Origin of the sequence: Pseudidiomarina marina, assembly GCF_044807045.1 — a bacterium.
Classification (GTDB): domain Bacteria; phylum Pseudomonadota; class Gammaproteobacteria; order Enterobacterales; family Alteromonadaceae; genus Pseudidiomarina; species Pseudidiomarina marina.
Map to the genome: position 1 here is coordinate 1,272,802 of NZ_CP085233.1, position 18,759 is coordinate 1,291,560.

General features: G+C 46.5%; 15 protein-coding genes and 2 tRNA genes. 10 read left to right on the top strand and 7 right to left on the bottom strand.

The annotated features are described in order from the left end of the window. The first annotated feature begins 63 nt into the window (after positions 1-63). Together LG272_RS06055 and rmuC are read left to right on the top strand one after the other, a co-directional pair. The gene (locus LG272_RS06055) at positions 64-1,575 is read left to right on the top strand and encodes a fumarate hydratase (RefSeq protein ID WP_404407278.1); all 1,512 of its coding nucleotides are present in this window, start codon (positions 64-66) and stop codon (positions 1,573-1,575) included. Next, a complete protein-coding gene (rmuC, locus tag LG272_RS06060; protein ID WP_404407280.1) occupies positions 1,568-2,941 on the top strand; it encodes a DNA recombination protein RmuC in 1,374 nt (457 codons plus the stop codon). Before LG272_RS06055 ends, rmuC begins: the two co-directional genes overlap by 8 nt. 14 nt (positions 2,942-2,955) lie before the next feature. Here the strand turns inward: rmuC and rnk are convergent, their stop codons facing one another. The 4 genes from rnk to cysZ form a co-directional block, all read right to left on the bottom strand. Then, positions 2,956-3,336, bottom strand: a complete 381-nt coding sequence (gene rnk, locus LG272_RS06065; RefSeq protein ID WP_404407282.1) for a nucleoside diphosphate kinase regulator — start codon at positions 3,334-3,336, stop codon at positions 2,956-2,958. A gap of 375 nt (positions 3,337-3,711) precedes the next feature. Further along, the gene (rimO, locus tag LG272_RS06070) at positions 3,712-5,070 is read right to left on the bottom strand and encodes a 30S ribosomal protein S12 methylthiotransferase RimO (RefSeq protein WP_404407284.1); all 1,359 of its coding nucleotides are present in this window, start codon (positions 5,068-5,070) and stop codon (positions 3,712-3,714) included. Positions 5,071-5,135: 65 nt separating this feature from the next. Next, a complete protein-coding gene (locus LG272_RS06075) occupies positions 5,136-5,966 on the bottom strand; it encodes a hypothetical protein (RefSeq protein WP_404407286.1) in 831 nt (276 codons plus the stop codon). Positions 5,967-6,015: 49 nt separating this feature from the next. Next, the gene (cysZ, locus tag LG272_RS06080; RefSeq protein WP_126758467.1) at positions 6,016-6,762 is read right to left on the bottom strand and encodes a sulfate transporter CysZ; all 747 of its coding nucleotides are present in this window, start codon (positions 6,760-6,762) and stop codon (positions 6,016-6,018) included. A gap of 244 nt (positions 6,763-7,006) precedes the next feature. Here cysZ and smc point away from each other — a divergent pair, with 244 nt between their 5' ends. The 3 genes from smc to ligA are packed head-to-tail and all read left to right on the top strand — an operon-like array spanning position 7,007 to position 13,500. Beyond that, positions 7,007-10,468, top strand: a complete 3,462-nt coding sequence (smc, locus tag LG272_RS06085) for a chromosome segregation protein SMC (RefSeq protein WP_404407288.1) — start codon at positions 7,007-7,009, stop codon at positions 10,466-10,468. Between the two features lie 33 nt (positions 10,469-10,501). Then, complete coding sequence (zipA, locus tag LG272_RS06090) at positions 10,502-11,455, top strand: cell division protein ZipA (RefSeq protein ID WP_126758469.1); 954 nt, start codon at positions 10,502-10,504, stop codon at positions 11,453-11,455. A 2-nt stretch (positions 11,456-11,457) separates the two neighbouring features. Continuing rightward, positions 11,458-13,500 carry an NAD-dependent DNA ligase LigA gene (ligA, locus tag LG272_RS06095; protein WP_404407290.1) on the top strand — a complete coding sequence of 681 codons (2,043 nt, stop codon included), beginning with the start codon at positions 11,458-11,460 and terminating at the stop codon, positions 13,498-13,500. 3 nt (positions 13,501-13,503) lie between these two features. Here ligA and LG272_RS06100 read toward each other — a convergent pair whose 3' ends face one another. Continuing rightward, positions 13,504-15,102: a LysM peptidoglycan-binding domain-containing protein gene (locus LG272_RS06100; protein ID WP_404407292.1), complete on the bottom strand. Its 1,599-nt coding sequence runs from the start codon at positions 15,100-15,102 to the stop codon at positions 13,504-13,506. Between the two features lie 41 nt (positions 15,103-15,143). Further along, positions 15,144-15,857, bottom strand: coding sequence for a hydroxyacylglutathione hydrolase (gloB, locus tag LG272_RS06105; protein ID WP_126758472.1), 714 nt, complete (start codon positions 15,855-15,857; stop codon positions 15,144-15,146). 65 nt (positions 15,858-15,922) lie between these two features. Here gloB and LG272_RS06110 point away from each other — a divergent pair, with 65 nt between their 5' ends. After that, positions 15,923-16,669 (top strand): methyltransferase domain-containing protein, encoded by a 747-nt coding sequence (locus LG272_RS06110; RefSeq protein WP_404407295.1) that lies wholly within the window; start codon positions 15,923-15,925, stop codon positions 16,667-16,669. Positions 16,670-16,678: 9 nt separating this feature from the next. Continuing rightward, on the top strand, positions 16,679-17,074 hold the full coding sequence (locus tag LG272_RS06115; RefSeq protein WP_126758474.1) for a rhodanese-like domain-containing protein: 396 nt from the start codon (positions 16,679-16,681) through the stop codon (positions 17,072-17,074). On the opposite strand, the gene rnhA is transcribed toward LG272_RS06115, so the two are convergent. Further along, complete coding sequence (rnhA, locus tag LG272_RS06120) at positions 17,075-17,545, bottom strand: ribonuclease HI (RefSeq protein ID WP_126758475.1); 471 nt, start codon at positions 17,543-17,545, stop codon at positions 17,075-17,077. Positions 17,546-17,734: 189 nt separating this feature from the next. Between rnhA and dnaQ the strand changes: the two genes are divergently transcribed. The 3 genes from dnaQ (at position 17,735) to LG272_RS06135 (ending at position 18,748) form a co-directional block, all read left to right on the top strand. Beyond that, the gene (dnaQ, locus tag LG272_RS06125) at positions 17,735-18,421 is read left to right on the top strand and encodes a DNA polymerase III subunit epsilon (RefSeq protein ID WP_126758476.1); all 687 of its coding nucleotides are present in this window, start codon (positions 17,735-17,737) and stop codon (positions 18,419-18,421) included. 144 nt (positions 18,422-18,565) lie between these two features. Next, positions 18,566-18,642: transfer RNA gene (locus LG272_RS06130), tRNA-Asp, on the top strand. 29 nt (positions 18,643-18,671) lie between these two features. Beyond that, a tRNA-Asp gene (locus LG272_RS06135) sits at positions 18,672-18,748 on the top strand. Positions 18,749-18,759 lie beyond the last annotated feature (11 nt).

Sequence of the window (18,759 nt, forward strand, 5' to 3'; positions counted from 1 at the left end):
TATGATAGCGTCAACTTTACGTTACCCCTTGAAATTCGAACCAAGCTAAGTTCCGAGGTATTCATGGCCACAATTCGTCAGGCAGATTTTATCGAGAGTATTGCTGATGCTCTACAGTACATTTCGTACTACCACCCATTAGATTTTGTTCAAGCTCTTGAGAAGGCTTATCACCGCGAGCAGAGCGAAGCGGCAAAAAATGCAATTGCCCAAGTTCTAACCAATTCGCGTATGTCAGCGCAAGGGCATCGTCCAATTTGCCAAGATACCGGTATTGTGACCTGCTTCGTAAAAGTGGGAATGGGTGTGCAATGGGATAAAACTGACTTGACGGTACAGCAGATGGTGGATGAAGGCACTCGACGCGCCTACACCAACCCAGAAAACCCATTGCGCGCATCCATTGTTGCTGACCCAGCTGGCGCGCGTAAAAACACCGGCGATAACACACCAGCGGTTGTGCATATCGATATGGTGCCAGGTGATAAGGTTGAGGTAATGATTGCAGCCAAAGGTGGCGGCTCTGAAAATAAATCAAAAATGGTCATGCTCAATCCAAGCGATAATATTGCTGATTGGGTGGTTGAAACCATGCCCAAATTGGGCGCTGGTTGGTGCCCGCCAGGCATGATCGGTTTAGGCATTGGTGGTACTGCGGAAAAGTCTGCGGTGTTGGCCAAAGAAGCATTAATGGATCCCGTCGATATTCAAGAACTGCTTGACCGTGGCCCTGAAAACGCTGAAGAAGAATTACGCTTAGAAATTTATCATCGAGTGAACAAGTTAGGTATTGGTGCACAAGGCTTAGGTGGTGTCACCACCGTGATGGATGTGAAAATTAAAACTGCACCAACGCACGCCGCATCAAAGCCGGTGACGCTAATTCCTAACTGCGCAGCTACCCGTCATGCGCATTTTGTGCTCGATGGTTCGGGCCCTGCAGATTTGCAGCCGCCAAAGTTAGAAGATTGGCCGGATATTACGTTTGAATTAGGTGACGATGCGCGCCGCGTAAACTTGGATACCGTGACGCAAGCGGATATTGAGACTTGGAAAACCGGTGAAACGGTTCTGTTATCCGGCAAAATGCTTACCGGTCGCGATGCTGCGCATAAGCGGATTAAAGATATGCTCGATCGCGGTGAAAAACTGCCGGTAGATTTTACTAATAAATTCATTTACTACGTTGGTCCAGTTGATCCGGTCGGCGATGAAGTTGTTGGCCCTGCGGGCCCAACAACAGCAACGCGCATGGATAAATTTACCGACTTGATGCTCGATAAAACCGGCATCTTAGGCATGATCGGTAAAGCCGAGCGCGGTCCAGCAACAGTCGAAAGCATTAAGCAACATAAAGCGGTTTATTTGATGGCCGTTGGCGGAGCTGCTTATCTTGTTGCGAAAGCAATTAAGAAGGCGCGTGTTGTGGCGTTTGAAGATCTCGGTATGGAAGCCATCTACGAATTTGAAGTAGAAGACATGCCGGTGACTGTGGCAGTTGATAGTACTGGTGAGAATGCGCATGAGACCGGTCCTGCTATTTGGCGTGTGAAACTGGAAGCCGCTGATGCTTAATCTCGAGCTATGGCAACTTATTGCAGCCGTTGCTTCGGCTGCAACGATTGTTGGGCTGGTGGTGTGGTTAGTTCTTGCGCCGCGGAATAAATCGCTGCAACAGGAAGCTTTGCAACAGCAAAGCTTCCTTGAAAACCAACTGCAACAGCTACGAGAGCAAAACGAGCAGTTGCAAGCTAGTTATGAACAGCGGCTGGCGCAGCGTGAGCAACAATTACAGCAAGTTCAGCAGCAACGGAGTGATTTACAAGCCGAGCTAGCCGGCGTTCGTGCTGATTTAAGTGCAAAGCTGCAAGGCGCTGAAGAAAAGCAAAAATTGTTGGAGGCTAGTGAAGAACGTTTGAAGAAAGAGTTTGAACGTTTAGCGCAGCAAATTTTCGAGCAAAAATCAGAGCGCCTGCAGGCGAACAGTAAGCAAACTCTAGAAACAACGTTAGCGCCGTTCAAACAGCAGTTGGAAGCATTCAAGAATCAGGTTACTCAGCAATATACTGAAGAGCTGAAACAGCGTTCTGAACTAACTGCTCAGGTGAACTCGTTACGTGATTTGAATAAGCAAATGGCGGCGGAAGCCGAAGCATTAACTCGAGCTCTAAAGGGTGATACGAAGGCGCAAGGTACTTGGGGTGAAGTTGTACTCGAACGAATTTTGAAGCAATCAGGTTTAACTGAGGGAAATGAATACCATACCCAGTCACATCATAAAGACGACGATGGAAAAACCTTTAAACCGGACGTGGTTGTTCACCTACCAAACGACAAAGATGTCGTGATTGATTCAAAGGTTTCATTAGTCGCTTATGAGCGCTATTTCAACAGCGATAATGACAGTGAGCGTGACCAAGCACTGACTGAGCACGTCAACTCTTTACGTAACCATATCAAAGGGCTAGGTAAAAAGAATTATCAACAGCTGGACAGCGTACGTACGCTTGATTATGTATTGATGTTCATCCCTATTGAACCAGCGTTCTTGCTTGCCGTTGATCGTGACCCCGAGTTGATTCGATTGGCATTAGACAACAACATAATGCTTGTCAGCCCAACCAATCTGTTGGTTGCATTGCGCACAGTGAACAATATTTGGCAGTACGAATACCAGAATCAAAATGCGCAAGTCATTGCCACTGAAGCAGCAAAATTGTATGACAAGTTTGTCGGCTTTATTGACGATATGCAGAAGATTGGCAACGCCATTGATAGCGTACGCAAACACTATGATGGCGCTATGAACAAGCTTTCAACGGGGCGTGGCAATTTGGTTGGACGTGTTGAAAACTTCCGTAAACTTGGGGTTCAAACATCGAAGCAAATTGATAATAAGTTGCTTAACGATGGCGACACTGACGACGCTGATAACGATTAAAGAACGCGCACAAGTTAATTGTGCGCAACTTTGATAATTTCAATGCGCTGCTGATCTCGTGGGCTATCCCAATCGATCTGTTGCCCTTCTGATAAACCAAGGATAGCCGCTCCGATTGGTGCGAATACCGAAATTCCCTCATCTATCTGGCTCACATCAGACGGTAAACACAACACTTTGGTAAAGGTTGCTCCTGTAGCAATTATCTTAAAGGTTACCTTACTACCTAGCGCAACAACATTCGCTGGTAATGCATCATTCGCTACAACGTTTGCACGAGCTAGCTCACCCTCTAATTCATCTGCACAGTCAGGTAAAGGCTTTGTTGTCGCCAACAATGACTCAATTTGACCGAGATCTTTTTTCGTAATCATAATTTCAGGTTGTTGATTCATATCACATACTCTCTTAAACAATTTAGTGGCGATGTCGTCAATCTGACTTATTCGTAACAACTCATTCGTTACAACATAGCTACCAGCAAGCATCATGCTAAGTAGGCGTTAGTCTATAGGAAATTTTATGGTTAATTCTGTACGTTTTGGAGATTCAGCCATGCGCGCCGGACGTATCCGATTACGCCCGGCTCAAATAGGTAAGGTAAGTGTTGTAACGGTATGTTGCGCGTTGCGTAGCGCAAAATAATGGTTCATGATTTTCCTCGAAACAATGTCACTTAATCATAGTGTCAGAAAATTTAAAGGCAAGTAAAAAAGCCTCGCCACTAAATGAGTGGCGAGGCTTTTATTCTAGACAACGCAAGAGAGTCTTTAACGTTGTACGGTACCCCATAAATCGTACTCATCGGCGTGCTCAATTAACACATCGACCCGATCGCCCGGTTGCACATTAAACTCACCATTTAAATACACTAAGCCATCAATTTCCGGCGCATCGGCATAACTACGACCAATTGCACCTTCTTCATCAACTTCATCAATTAAAACGCTCAGCGTACGACCAATCTTCGCCTGTAGGCGCGCTGCGCTAATTTCTTGTTGAACTTCCATAAAGCGAGCATAACGTTGCTGCTTCACTTCTTCCGGAACTGGGTCAGGCAATTCATTGGCTTTGGCGCCTTCAACATCGGAATAGGTAAAGCAACCAACGCGATCGAGTTGTGCATCGCGTAAAAATTGCAATAACTCTTCAAATTCTTCTTCAGTTTCTCCAGGGAAACCTACAATGAAAGTACTGCGAATGGTTAGATCTGGACAGATTTCGCGCCATTTGCGAATACGCTCTAACGTGCGATCAGCCGAACCTGGACGCTTCATTAGCTTCAAAATACGCTTATTGGCATGTTGTAGAGGAATATCCAAGTACGGCAGTAGTTTACCTTGTGCCATTAATGGAATCACGTCATCTACGCTTGGGTATGGGTATACGTAATGTAGACGAACCCAAATTCCTAGTTGCCCAAGAGCTTCGCATAGCGCGAGCATACTGGTTTTAACTGGTTGACCTTCCCAGAACCCGGTTTTGTGTTTCACATCGACACCATAAGCGCTGGTGTCTTGTGAAATGACCAGTAACTCTTTAACGCCTGCATTAGCAAGACGTTGTGCCTCGCTTAATACATCGCCGATAGGTCGGCTGACAAGATCACCGCGCATGCTTGGAATTATGCAAAATGTACAGCGGTGGTTACAGCCTTCAGAAATTTTTAAGTACGCAAAATGGCGCGGGGTTAGTTTCACCCCTGTTTCAGGTACGAGGTTCTCAAAAGGGATTTGCGCCGGTTTGGGTACGTATTGATGAACGTGACCCATGACTTCCTCATACGCGTGAGGACCAGTGATGGCAAGCACATTCGGGTGCACTTCCCGAATTTCATCGTCTTTTGCGCCAAGACAGCCGGTGACAATCACCTTGCCATTTTCGTTAAGCGCTTCACCAATAGCATCGAGTGATTCTTGCACTGCAGAATCAATAAAGCCACAGGTATTCACAATGACCATGTCAGCGTTATCGTAGCTATTTACAATGTCGTAACCTTCGGTACGAAGCTGGGTGAGAATTCGTTCGGAGTCGACTAGGTTTTTCGGGCAGCCTAAGCTGACAAAGCCAATTCGTGCAGTAGCTTCATTGGATGCAACGGAAGTAGGCTGGAATTTTTCAACGGTCATGGTGCGCTCAATTAGTTACAAATAAACAATCGAGCGCAATTATATCATGGTTATTTTAACTGGTGCTAATTGCTACTGGCACTAGTTTCAAGCCAAAGCCCTTGTGCTTGATTGAAGTGAGGGTTGTTTTGCACTTCGGGAATAACCTCGTTGATGCGTCGCACTGTTTCGTCGCCCCAAGCATTCTTCGTGCAAGCAACAGCTCCAACGATGACGTCGTTGGCTAGCTGAGAGATCGGAATAAATGCTAAAGAACGACCTTCGGTCTCTTCATAAAATCGCTCTACCATTGGGTAATCGATTGTAAAATCCAAACGTTTACTAAGTATCATCGACATCATGCTGGTATTTGCAGTATCCCCCGAAACATCGATGTGCTGCGTCGTACCAATGATATGTTCTTCGAGTAAGGGCTGTAATTTGCCATAAAGTCGGCCAACGGGTTGACCAAAACGATACATTCGATCTTGAAGTAAGCGCTCCAGATCAATGGGATTGCCATACTTCTCAGTGAGTTCAGAAACGAGACTGGGTCGAGTAATAATGCCGTGCGTAGGGTAATTGTGGGTTGGATCTGAAAAAGCAATGAGCCTTTGCTCGTTAGCTCGATGAATCATACATGGAAAACAGATGTTTTTTTCCTGTTCCCACAACATACCAATTCGTAGCTGCGGTAAATATTCAATTTTATGTTTGGTATTGGGCATCGCTTCAATAAATGCGTCGACTAACGCATCGCAAAGCCCTTGTTTGGCATAAGGGCCTGTCACGATGTGAAAGGGCGGAGCAATATTTGCGGCCCATACAATCTCGTGTGGGTCGGCCTTAGCTGAGTGGGGCCAAGCCCAACCCGCTAACATCATAATAAAACTGAGTAATAATCCTTTATATTTCATCTCAAAGTGCAACGTTCAATTATTGTTATAAAAATAATAGTCATTCCCGTTATTGATTACTAGACTCATTCATCGCAGATTGTATGTGATCCACCCACATTGCTGTTGCGCCACACACAGCAATTGGAATCATCATCAAATTAATCAATGGGATACTTGATAGCACAGCGACGATACAGCCAAATGACAAACTCTTACCAGAGCGTTGCCACAATTCATAGCGCATTGTTCTGAATGGAACTTTGTGATTGTCAAAAGGGTAGTCGGCATATTGAATAGTCATCATCCAACCGCCAAATAGGAACCACAAAATTTGCCCTAAAATAGGCACAAAAAGCAGTAATAGACCAAAGCCGATGAGGCGTGGAAGAAAATAAAGAATTTTTTGAAATTCGCGCATGATAATTCTGGGAATGTCTCGAATCATTCCGGCAACGCCACCATCAATAGGCCCCTTGCCAGTAAGCTTAAGTTCAACTTGTTCAGCGAGCAGACTATTGAATGGCGATGCAATGATGTTGGCGACACTAGTAAAGGTCAGTGCAAAAATTAATACAATGCCAATCACAATAAGGGGCCATAGAATGACTTCCAGCCAGTATAAATAGCTTGGTAACCATGCCATTAATTTTTCAACACCGATTGTGGTGTAATGAAATGTTGCGTAAATAGCGACGCTAAAGAGAAGAATATTGATAGTCAGTGGAATAAGTACGTAGCGGCGCAGTCCTTTTTGAAAGGCAAGCTCAAACCCTCGCTGAATATAACTACCGCCAAATTCGCTATAGACTTGCATGATGATTCCTTAATCAATCGAATGATTTTTTGCTGCGTTGACTGGTTATCAAACAGTTTACCAACGTAGATGGATTGATTATAACCTGCGAAACGATTACTAATTTCTTGAAAATGTAAGCGTTAGTTAATCATTCTAGAACGTGTAAAGCTATTACAAAATTGCGGATTATCTGCTAATGTCGATGCGATGTTTAAACACGGGATGTTTCTTCTTTTTGGTAGCGAACTGACAACGATTATAAATGCGCCTAAAACATATTAAACTGGTTGGTTTTAAGTCGTTTGTAGACCCCACCAAGGTTCCATTTCCACATCAGATGACGTGCGTAGTTGGGCCTAATGGTTGTGGCAAATCAAACGTCATAGATGCGGTTCGCTGGGTTCTAGGAGAGAGCTCGGCGAAAAATCTGCGTGGCGATGCCATGACGGATGTCATATTCAATGGCTCAAGCTCTCGCAAACCGGTCTCTCAAGCAAGTGTCGAACTGGTATTCGACAATGCATCGGGGCGTATTCAGGGCGAGTATGCAAATTATGCGGAGATTTCAGTCAAGCGCTTGGTTACCCGCGATGGCCGTTCAGATTATTTCCTCAACAACAGTAAATGCCGTCGTCGTGATATCACCGATTTATTCTTAGGAACCGGCCTCGGCCCGCGTAGTTATGCCATTATCGAACAAGGTATGATTTCGCGACTCATTGAATCTAAGCCACAAGAGCTGCGAATTTTTATTGAAGAGGCGGCGGGCATTTCGAAGTATAAAGAACGTCGGCGCGAAACCGAAAATCGCATGCAACACACCCGTGATAACCTTGATCGCTTAAATGATGTTCGTGATGAGTTAGGTAGCCAACTCGACAAACTGCAGCGACAAGCTGCCGCGGCACGGCGGTATAAAGACCTCAAAGCACAAGAACGAAAATACAAAGCTGAGTTGCAAGCGTTGCGATGGCTAGCACAAGAACAACAAGCTGAACAAATTCGAGCGACGATTCGTGAGCAAGAAACCGAGCTTGAACGTTGGTTAGCTGAGCAACGCGGTAGTGAGCGCGGTACACTAGAACTGCGTGAGCAAGCCGAAGAAACCAAACAAAAATTAGATGCTATTCAACAGCAGTTCTATCAGCTTGGTAATGACATCACTCGTCATGAACATGAGTTGCAAGGGGTGCGTCAGCAGCAACAGCAGCGCGAGCAACGTCGACACCAGCTGCAGGCAGAGCTAACCCAGCTCGAACAGACGTTACAAGATGATAAAGCGCAGTGGCAGGAACTTGAACAGCAGCGCGAGGAACTTGCACCAGAAGTGGAATTGGCTGAGCAACAGCTGCAAGAAACTCAAGCTCGACTCGAATTAGAAGAGCAGGCGTGGTTGCAGTGGCAGGATGACTATCAAATCCATTTAAATGAATTGCAGCGCCAGCGCGACCAGCAGCAACAAGTGCAACTGCAACAGCAACGCGTGGGTCATCAGATACAACGTCACCAAGATGAATTACAGCGTACCACCGCCGAATTAATCGAGCTGCAGCAACAGCTTGCCGAAGTTTCGGATACTAAATTACAACAACAAACGGACGAATTATCGTTTACCCGCGAAGAACTCCAGGAGCAATTGCGCGAAACAGATGCAAGGATCGCCGCTACCGTCGCCAATATCGAACAGCTTAACGTTCAACGAGATCAGCTCCAAAGTACACAGCAACAATTGATAGGGCGGCAAAGCTCGCTTGAGCATTTACTTCAAGCAGCGCAAGCGGAGGATTGGCCAACGGCTGTTCGCCAGTGGCTGCTAGAGCAAGGCATTGAGCCACTAGGGCAAGTACGTGAGCTGTTTCAAGTTAATGCAGACTGGCAGTTAGCATCTGAACAGGTCGTGGGCGACTGGCTCGACGCTTGGGTATTGAAAGACCGTCCACAGCATTGGCCCAACCATTTGGGCGCCAAGCTTGTTGTATTACAGAATGAGAAAGTTAATCAAGGCAGTTTAGCTGAACAAGTTTCGGGGCCGCTACGACACTGGCAGATACTCAATCAGATCAGCTGCTCTGGCGATATCAATGCGGCGGCTGATGATTCCTCTGTCGCAATGATTAATCAGTTAGGACAGCGCTGGTCTATTGCTGGTTATCAAGCACCGCAAGTAGCGGCCGAAAATAGCCAGATTGCGCAGCAACAAGAGTTACAGACCGTCGTTGTTGAGTTAGACAAACTTGAACAGCAACTCATGGCGGTAAATGAAACGCTAGCACAAGCGAAGTCAACAAATGCCGAATTACAGCAGTTACGTGAGCAGCAGCGTGAACAGTTAAGTGAAATTCAAGGGCAGTTGCTTAGTTGTACAGAGAAGCTTCAGTGGCAACAGCGGCAACGCGATATCGTGGTTGGTAAGCAGCACGACCTTGAAGAGCGACAAGTCGTGTTAAAACAGAAGCTTGAAGAACTTCAGGTTGAACTGCAAGAATTGTCGGAGCAACATGAGTTGTTGCATGAGCCGCAGCAGCATCGCGACGACGGGGATTGGCAAGAGCGTCGCGCTCAACTTCAAGCCGCTCGCCAGCAAGCCCAGAATGCGTTAAACGTGGCGCAAAAGACGCATCAGGAATTAATGTTACAAGCTCAGCAAATTGAGTCTCAACGACATCATTTGCAAACGCTGATGAGTCGAATCGAAGCTCAGCAACAGCAAACTCAAGAGCAACTCAAAATGATAGGCGAACCTGACGTTGATAGTCAGGAGCAATTGGAAATGTTGGCGTTACAACTCGAAGAGCTTATTCAACGGCGAGAACAAGTCGATGAAGAGCGTCGAGAATGGGCGAATCGTCTTAGTGAGCAAGAGGCACAAATTCGAGAAATTAGTTCCGGTGCACAAGGGGTGCAAGGGCAAATTGAGAAAGTACGCGCTAAACTGCAAAGTAGCCAAATGGAATTAGCAGCGTTACAGGAACGCACGCGCAACGTATTGGCTGTGCTTCAAGAAATGCAGCAACCGTTAAAACCGGTACTCGAGCAGCTATCAGAAGAAGCTGATGAAAAAGCTTGGCAAGCAGAACTTGAGCGTTTACAGAATGCGATTCAACGTTTGGGTGCTATTAACTTAGCTGCCATTGAAGAAGCAGAAGTTCTGGCAGATCGAAAAGAATATTTAGATCAACAACATGAAGATTTATCATCGTCTTTAGAAACGCTTGAAACTGCAATTCGTAAAATTGATAAAGAAACGCGCCAGCGTTTTCGAGCAACCTATGATGCGGTAAATAGTGGTTTACAGGAGCTATTTCCAAAAGTGTTTGGCGGCGGCAGTGCTTATCTCGAATTAACCGACGATGATTTGCTCGAAACCGGTGTCACGATTATGGCGCGACCACCCGGAAAGAAAAACAGCACAATTCATTTGCTTTCGGGTGGTGAAAAAGCATTAACAGCTTTATCATTAGTTTTTGCAATTTTTAGATTGAATCCAGCGCCGTTCTGTTTACTTGATGAAGTGGATGCGCCTCTGGATGATGCCAACGTTGGGCGTTTCTGTCGACTCGTCGAAGAAATGTCGGCGACGGTTCAATTTATTTATATCAGTCATAATAAGGTGGCGATGGAGATGGCGTCGCATTTGGCTGGGGTTACCATGCAAGAAGCCGGCGTATCACGGCTAGTCGCAGTGGATATAGACGAAGCCGTGGCGCTCACAGAAGCGTCCTAATATAAAAACGAATAAGCAAGTGAGTAGCATGTTATGAGTACGATGCAGATTGTGTTTAGTATCATCGGATTAGTGCTAATTGCCGCAATTGTGGGGCATGGTGTGTGGACGATTCGCCGTAATGAAAAGCTTCAACGTGAGCGCGCGGCAGCCGTTGAACAAAAACGCCAGCGGGCAAGTGCAGGTGATTTTGATGATGATGGTATTGGCGAAGTACGGGTTGTTAAACGCACGGCGGGTACTTCAGCTGAGAGCGGTACATCCATCAACAAGCCTGAGCGGCGCAGCGATGCCTCGGAGACTGAAAAACCGATAACACCAAAACAAGAGCGCCCGCAATCTGCAACTCCAACAATACGTGCCACCGAAGACGACGGCGAGTTAGATTTGCCTGAAGTCAATGTCGAAGCGGAGGAGGTTCACGCACGTTCATCAACATCGAAGACTGAACCGAAACCAGCACCGAAGAAAGCAGAAAAGGCCGAAACAAGCCCGCAGCCAGCGCAGCAAAGTATGGATTTGCCGCTTGAGCGCAATGATGACGAACCGATTATTACCGAAGAACCTGAAGAGGTTATCGTATTGCACGTAACGGGTAATATTGAAGGGGCAATCTTATTACAGCAAATGACCGAACTTGGCTTTAAGTTTGGTGACTTTGATATTTTCCATCGCCATGTTGATACGGCTGGCAATGGCCCTGTACTTTTTAGTCTAGCGAACATGTTTAACCCAGGCAGCTTCAATATCGATACCATCGAAACATTTCATACAGAAGGTGTCGCATTATTTTTGGCGTTGCCGATTAAAAGTAACTCATTGCAGGCCTTTAACATGATGCACAACGCCGCGGTGAAACTGGCTGCGGCGGTAGGTCGCGGTCAAGTACTTGACGAACATCGCAATCCTTTAACGCGGCAGGCCTTGCAGCACATTCATCAGCGTATCCGCGAGTTCGAACGTAAACGTCTAATTAAGCAAAACTAGTCATGACCAAAGATTTATTTGATGATGCGTCGCAAGCGTCGCCAGAACAAGAGCGGCGTGCCGCTTATTTACGTGACCTCTTAACTCGCTATAACCGTGAATACTACGAGCTTGATGAGCCCTCAGTGCCCGATGCAGAATATGATCGGTTGTTCCGAGAGCTGCAGCAATTAGAGCAGGATTATCCAAAGTTATGGCATCCCGATTCACCCACGCAAAAAGTCGGTGGGCAGGCATTAGATGCTTTTACTCAGGTTGAACATGAAACACCGATGTTGAGCCTTGATAACGCATTTTCAGAAGAAGAGTTTAATGCGTTTGTAAAAAAAATTACTGAGCGCCTTGATAGCGCCAATGATATTGCATTTTGTTGCGAGCCTAAGCTAGATGGTGCTGCAGTAAGTCTCCTTTATGAGAAGGGTGTACTGGTTCGTGCTGCCACGCGCGGTGACGGACAAACCGGTGAAGATATTACCGCCAACGTACGCACGATTCGAAATGTTCCTTTGCAACTTGTAGAAGACTTTCCGGTGCGGCTCGAAGTGCGTGGCGAAGTGTTCATGCCAACCCATGCCTTCGAACAATACAATCAAAAGGCCGCTGCCGCTGGCGAGAAAACATTTGCCAATCCACGTAATGCTGCGGCCGGCAGCTTACGCCAACTTGATAGTCGTATTACCGCCCGTCGACCGTTGCATTTTTATGCATATAGCATGGGTGTCGTTAGTGAAGATTCTGAGTTAGCTCCAACGCACTTTGAGCGTTTACAGCAATTACAGCGTTGGGGGTTGCCAATTAGTGAGGAAATTACGGTCGTTGAAAAGGCCACAGGATGTTACACCTACTATCAGGATATTCTGCAGCGCCGTGAAAATTTGCGCTACGAAATAGATGGCATTGTGCTCAAGGTAAACTCGATTGCTTTGCAAAATGATTTAGGTTTTGTATCGCGAGCGCCGAGATGGGCAATCGCATGGAAATTCCCAGCTCAAGAAGAACTAACCATTATTCGGGGCGTAGATTTTCAAGTAGGACGTACCGGCGCAATTACGCCAGTCGCTCGCTTGGAACCAGTGGCTGTGGGCGGGGTGACCGTTTCAAATGCAACGTTGCATAACGCTGATGAAATAGCGCGGCTCGACATTCGTATCGGCGATACAGTGATTATTCGCCGCGCCGGTGATGTAATTCCGCAAGTTGTTCAGGTGGTTCATGAACGCCGTCCTGAACATGCCGAGTTAATTGTATTTCCGCAACATTGTCCCGTATGTGAGTCGCATATCGAACGTGCCGAAGGTGAGGCCGTGGCTCGTTGTACTGGAGGACTTATCTGTGCAGCCCAACGTCGTGAGGCGTTAAAACACTTCGCATCACGTAAGGCGATGGATATCGATGGGTTGGGTGACAAATTAATTGAACAACTGGTAGAACGTGACTGGGTTAAGTCGCCCGCAGATTTATATCGTCTTCGTGTACGTGAGCTGGCTCACTTGCCGCGGATGGGGGAAAAATCTGCTGAAAAAATAGTTGCTGCTATCGGTGCAAGTAAACAAACAACATTACCGCGCTTTTTATACGCTCTCGGCATACGAGAAGTTGGCGAAGCTACTGCGGCTAACTTAGCAACTCACTTTAGTGAGTTATCCCTTATCGCTGAGGCCACACTCGAGCAGCTAGAGCAAGTTAATGATGTCGGAGCGATAGTTGCTAGTCATATATATCAGTTTTTCCGAGAGCCGCATAATCAGCAAGTAATTGACGAGTTAATTGAGCTTGGAATTCAATGGCCTGCCGTTGAAAAACTTGCCGAAAGTGAAGCGACATTGTCTGGAAATACTTATGTTTTAACAGGTACGTTAACGCAAATGACTCGCGATGAGGCGAAACAAGCACTGCAAGCGAGAGGGGCAAAAGTTTCGGGAAGTGTGTCGGCAAAAACAACAGCGGTTATTGCTGGTGATAATGCGGGTTCTAAACTAACGAAAGCGGAGCAACTGGGCGTGACAATTTTGAGTGAGGCCGATTTAATCGACCTCCTCAAGTAATTCTTAAGACTGTGTATTGAGCCGGGTTACATCGACATATAACTTGAGTTGTTGACCCGGTTGCAAATAATTACTACGGCTAATTTGGTTCCACTTCTCAATATCATTAATTGTGACATTGAATCTCGATGCGATACGAGCAAGCGAATCGCCGGAACGAACTTTATAATTGAGACTGCGAACCACACCAGATGGCTTTTCGGATTGCGGTAACCAGACGACAAGTTTTCTTCCCGGCCGCAACGGATCGGTCGGTGCCATGCCATTCCAGCTTGCTAATTTACGTAAGTTGACATTGTACTCTCGGCTAATATCCCAAAGCGTGTCGCCACGCACAACTTCGTGTTCAACTTTGTAAGCACCTCGAGACTGTGACTGTTTGGTCACTAATCGTTGGTCTGCAGATAAGCTGTAATCATCGAGATCACGGGTAGCAACCGGCACGAGTAAATGATCGCCAGCGCGAATGATATGCCCTGAAATATTGTTAGCCTGCTGAATCGCTTTCGCTGTGGTGTGGTATTGCTTGGCGATAACGAGCAAACTTTCGCCAGATTTCACTTTATGACGTGTCCACTGAACAAGGTCTTTGTTATCTGCCGTTGTTAACCACGCTTGCAGTTTCTCGGCATGCTCAACCGGAAGTAATAACCGATGAGGACCAATTGGGTCGGTCGCCCAGCGGTTATACGCCGAGTTGTAATGATGTAACGTGTCTAAGTCGAGCTCAGCCATTTCCGCTGCTTTTGCTAAATCGATTTGGCTTTGCGCTTCAACTATCGCTAGATACGGTTTATTGTCGATAGGGAGCCAGTGCTGCGCATAGTCATCGTAGTTTTTCAATATATCGGCTAATGCAAGCAATTTAGGCACATAGGCTCGGGTTTCGCGCGGTAAATCGAGCGACCAAAAATCGGTTGGTTTGCCTGCTCGTTTATTCTTACGAATGGCGTTAGCGACGCGACCTTCGCCCGAGTTATAAGCTGCGAGCGCATGCAGCCAGTCGCCGTCAAAACGTTTTTGCAGTGCATCCAAATAATCCAGCGCCGCATGGGTCGCTGCGTAAACATCGCGGCGTCCGTCATACCACCAGTTGATCTCGAGGCCATAATGGCGTGCTGTTCCGGGTATAAATTGCCAAACACCTGCGGCACGACCGTGAGAGTATGCGAACGGGTCAAACGCACTCTCGACTATCGGTAACAATGCCAATTCGAGGGGCATGTTACGTCGCTCTATTTCGTCAACAATTAAATACATAAAAGGTTGTGCGCGCTTAGCTACCCGTTCCATGTACGTTGGATTATTGAGATACCAGTTACGTTGACTGACGAGGCGCGGAACTTCTGGCGCTTCGAATGTAAGCTGCCGTTTAATTCGTAACCACAAATCAGCTTCTTGTTGCGGCGTTAATTCAACCTCGGCCACTTCGCTAATAGTTTCTTGCTTCGTTTCGGAATCTTCATCAACCGGCGATGCAACGGGCACTTCCGGTATTGTTTGTACGGCTACATCGACCGCTTCCGATTCATTTTGCCACGGAAAAGAAGAGCAACCACTGAGAATGCTTGAAGATATTGCGATAGCTAACCATTTTTTCATGTAATCATTCCAAAACTCTAAATTGCTGGCAGTTTACGGGATTAGAACTGGTCTTTCCACTGTCGTAATCGAGCAAAATGGTCAACCGTTGTTGCCCGCAAGAACGGATTAATCTGTTTTTCGAGGCCAATTGTGCTGGGTAATGTCTTTAACCCATGTTCACGTAATGCCTTCACCTGCTCGCTATATTGCTGGATTTCCTGGTTTTCAGGTTCGGCAGCAAGAGCAAACTCGAGGTTTGCGGCAGTATACTCATGAGCACAATAGACGTTGGTTGAGTCGGGGAGTTCAGCTAAGCACTGTAAAGATTTGTGAAACTGTTCAGGAGTACCTTCAAACATGCGTCCACAACCAGCTGAGAACAATGTGTCACCGACAAAAGCATGGCCAGGGGTATAGAAACAAATATGGTCGAGGGTATGTCCAGGTGTGCTAAATACGGTGTATTCGCGATCGTCCCCAGCAACTGAAAATCGGTCAAGGTGGTCTAATGGATGAGAGACTCCCTGAATATGTCCGCCCTTAGGTCCATAAACCGGAACTCGATGATCTTTTAATAGATCGATTAAGCCGTTGGTATGATCCCAATGGTGGTGGGTAATAAAGAACGCCATAATCCCTACATCGTGGCCACGTAACCAATCGCGTACAGGCTCAGCTTCGCCTGGGTCAACAATAATCGCGTCAGCACCAGTGTATGGCTGAATTGCCCAAATGTAGTTATCATCAAAGGCAGGAATGGCCGCTACATGCATGAAGTCACCTAAAAGTTAAATGGGTATTAACACTTTATAGGTGCAGATTATAAAGGGGGCAAGCAATGATGTTAATGCCAGCACGTCGGGCGAGCGCCGCGACGGCTCCAACTAGTTGGTTGCAACTACCTCATGGTGAGTGGATGAGGGCGGAATTGAGTAAGGCATTGGCACCGCATTGTGCCAAGGTGTTTGGTTATTACTTTGCCCGCGTTGGGCAACTCGCCAAAAGCGTAGAGCTACCAGACTTGCGCGTTCAACATCAATTTTCAGCAGCTCTTACCGGGGAAGCTAATATCCGAACCGATCTTGAATACTGGCCATTTGCTGAGGGGGTACTTGATGCGGTCATGATGATCGGTCAACTTGAATTTGAGCGAGATCCACACCAAGTACTAAGAGAGTTAAGTCGCAGTCTTATTGCTGATGGGCATATTATTTTAGCGGGCTTTAACCCACTCAGCCCAGCCATTATGACTGGTGTATGGCCAGCAAATGTAAAAAAATTACCTTGGTGTGGGCGGTATTTTAGTAAAGCACGTATTAATGATTGGCTAGCTCTGTTAAATTTTGAAATTATTGATAGCGGTTATGTTGCACCAACGATGATGTTATCGAAAACGGCTTCGGCGAGCGTAGGTTTAACGCATGTATCTCGATTCATTCCGCAAGTTGGTGCCATGTACTACATCGTCGCTAGAAAACGAGAGTTTCCGTTAACGGTGATTCGTCACAAGCAGCGAGCTAAGCCGCACGTGAATGCAGTACCGTTAGCGAACCGAATTAAATCACCTGATATGGAACCTAAATAGGAGTTGTTGATGTTAAGTTCACAGGAGTTATGCGCACAGGCGCGTTCAAATGTTTCTGAAATTGATGTTCACGAATTGCAGCAAAAGATTGCTGAAGGCGCACGCGTGGTCGATGTGCGTGAGCCAGGTGAGTTCGCCGCTGGTCATATTCGCCAAGCCGTAAATATGCCGCGAGGTGTTCTAGAAATGCAGATTAATCAACACCCAGCAGTAGCAGGTTATGACGATGCACTGCAGCGTATTGCCGCAGAGCCGCTTTATTTGATTTGTCGATCAGGGGGGCGCTCAGCCTTAGCCGCGGAATCACTTGTTCGTATGGGATTCGATCAAGCTAAAGTGATTTCAGTTGCTGGTGGTATGCAAGCTTGGGAAGAGGCTAAATATCCGCAGGTGGCTGGCGAGTAATTAATCATTCGGTACAAATCCCGTGTCGTCAAGAAGCTTTGAACTTTCAGCGGCGGCGCGGGCTAATTCATCGCAACGTTCGTTTTGCGGATGACCGTTATGGCCTTTTACCCAGTCCCAACGAATTGTATGACGTTGGCAGGCTGCATCCAGTGCTTGCCATAAATCGGCATTCTTTACTGGTTTTTTAGCGGATGTGCGCCATCCATTTTTCTTCCAGTTATGTATCCACGTTTGAATCCCCTGACGCAGGTATTGACTATCGGTGGTTAAGATCACATCGCAGGGTCTTTTAAGCGCTTCTAAACCTTTGATCGCGGCTAGCATTTCCATTCGATTATTGGTAGTTAATTTGTAGCCAGCAGACAGCTCTTTTCTATGTTCACCATACTCAATAACAATTCCGTACCCGCCAGGACCAGGGTTGCCAAGGCATGAGCCGTCGGTATAGATATGCACTTTCTTAGACATGAGAGCGTTACTCGTTATTCGTTATTCGTCATTCGAAAAACCGAGTCTAACAGATATATAGATTAAAGTGCGTTAGATAATTTTAAATGTATTTACTTGTTCCAATTCGATAAAACAAGCACACTAACAACGAATAACGAATAACGAATAACGAATAACGAATAACGAATAACGAATAACGGAATCACCATGCGACAGATAGTTCTTGATACAGAAACCACAGGTTTAGACCCCGCACAAGGGCACCGCATTATTGAAATTGGTGCGGTAGAAGTGATTCGTCGAAAGCTTACCGGTCGCACCTTCCATGTTTATATCAATCCGCAGCGCGTGGTTGAACAAGAAGCGATAGAAGTTCACGGTATTACAAATGAATTTCTTGAAGACAAGCCGGTGTTTGCGCAAATCGCGGACGAATTCCTCGCATTTATTGAGGGTGCTGAGTTAGTGATTCATAACGCAGCGTTTGATGTGGGGTTTATTGACCATGAATTTCGACTGCTTCGCAACGGGATTGGGAAAACAACAGATTACTGTACAGTCCTTGATACCTTAATGCTGGCGCGTGAAAAGCGACCAGGGCAGAAAAACAACCTCGACGCTCTGTGTCGAGCCTATGGCATTGATAACTCTAATCGTACGTTCCACGGCGCATTGTTAGATGCGGAGTTGTTGGCTGATGTCTATCTGATGATGACAGGTGGCCAAACCAAACTTGAATTAGCAGCACAAAACAAAAATGCGCAAGGTGCACAAAGCAGTGGTTGGACACGTATTGAAAATAAGCCGCCACTGAAAGTCGTGCGGGCAACGGCTGAAGAAGAGCAACAACATCAAGCTCGTTTAAAGTTAATTGAGAATTCGATTTGGTCATAAAACATCTTGTTTTTGACTGTTTTGACGATTTTTCATGCAAACGAATCAAAAGTTGAAAAAAAAGGTTGACGATAGAATCCGGCGCTCGTAATATTCGCTCCGCATTCAGGGGGACCCATCCGGGAAACTCGGAATTAGGAAAGCGGAGCGGTAGTTCAGTTGGTTAGAATACCGGCCTGTCACGCCGGGGGTCGCGGGTTCGAGTCCCGTCCGCTCCGCCACTTTCCTAAAATTGGTTTCATACCGCTGCGGAGCGGTAGTTCAGTTGGTTAGAATACCGGCCTGTCACGCCGGGGGTCGCGGGTTCGAGTCCCGTCCGCTCCGCCATTTCAAACGAT

Excerpts from the sequence above, each read along its gene's own strand:
- rnk (WP_404407282.1), bottom strand. The coding sequence starts at position 3,336 with ATGAATCAACAACCTGAAATTATGATTACGAAAAAAGATCTCGGTCAA.
- rnhA (WP_126758475.1), bottom strand. The coding sequence starts at position 17,545 with ATGTCTAAGAAAGTGCATATCTATACCGACGGCTCATGCCTTGGCAAC.
- gloB (WP_126758472.1), bottom strand. The coding sequence starts at position 15,857 with ATGCATGTAGCGGCCATTCCTGCCTTTGATGATAACTACATTTGGGCA.
- LG272_RS06100 (WP_404407292.1), bottom strand. The coding sequence starts at position 15,102 with ATGAAAAAATGGTTAGCTATCGCAATATCTTCAAGCATTCTCAGTGGT.
- smc (WP_404407288.1), top strand. The coding sequence starts at position 7,007 with ATGCGCCTAAAACATATTAAACTGGTTGGTTTTAAGTCGTTTGTAGAC.
- cysZ (WP_126758467.1), bottom strand. The coding sequence starts at position 6,762 with ATGCAAGTCTATAGCGAATTTGGCGGTAGTTATATTCAGCGAGGGTTT.
- rimO (WP_404407284.1), bottom strand. The coding sequence starts at position 5,070 with ATGACCGTTGAAAAATTCCAGCCTACTTCCGTTGCATCCAATGAAGCT.
- LG272_RS06055 (WP_404407278.1), top strand. The coding sequence starts at position 64 with ATGGCCACAATTCGTCAGGCAGATTTTATCGAGAGTATTGCTGATGCT.
- LG272_RS06110 (WP_404407295.1), top strand. The coding sequence starts at position 15,923 with ATGATGTTAATGCCAGCACGTCGGGCGAGCGCCGCGACGGCTCCAACT.
- LG272_RS06115 (WP_126758474.1), top strand. The coding sequence starts at position 16,679 with ATGTTAAGTTCACAGGAGTTATGCGCACAGGCGCGTTCAAATGTTTCT.
- ligA (WP_404407290.1), top strand. The coding sequence starts at position 11,458 with ATGACCAAAGATTTATTTGATGATGCGTCGCAAGCGTCGCCAGAACAA.
- dnaQ (WP_126758476.1), top strand. The coding sequence starts at position 17,735 with ATGCGACAGATAGTTCTTGATACAGAAACCACAGGTTTAGACCCCGCA.
- rmuC (WP_404407280.1), top strand. The coding sequence starts at position 1,568 with ATGCTTAATCTCGAGCTATGGCAACTTATTGCAGCCGTTGCTTCGGCT.
- zipA (WP_126758469.1), top strand. The coding sequence starts at position 10,502 with ATGAGTACGATGCAGATTGTGTTTAGTATCATCGGATTAGTGCTAATT.
- LG272_RS06075 (WP_404407286.1), bottom strand. The coding sequence starts at position 5,966 with ATGAAATATAAAGGATTATTACTCAGTTTTATTATGATGTTAGCGGGT.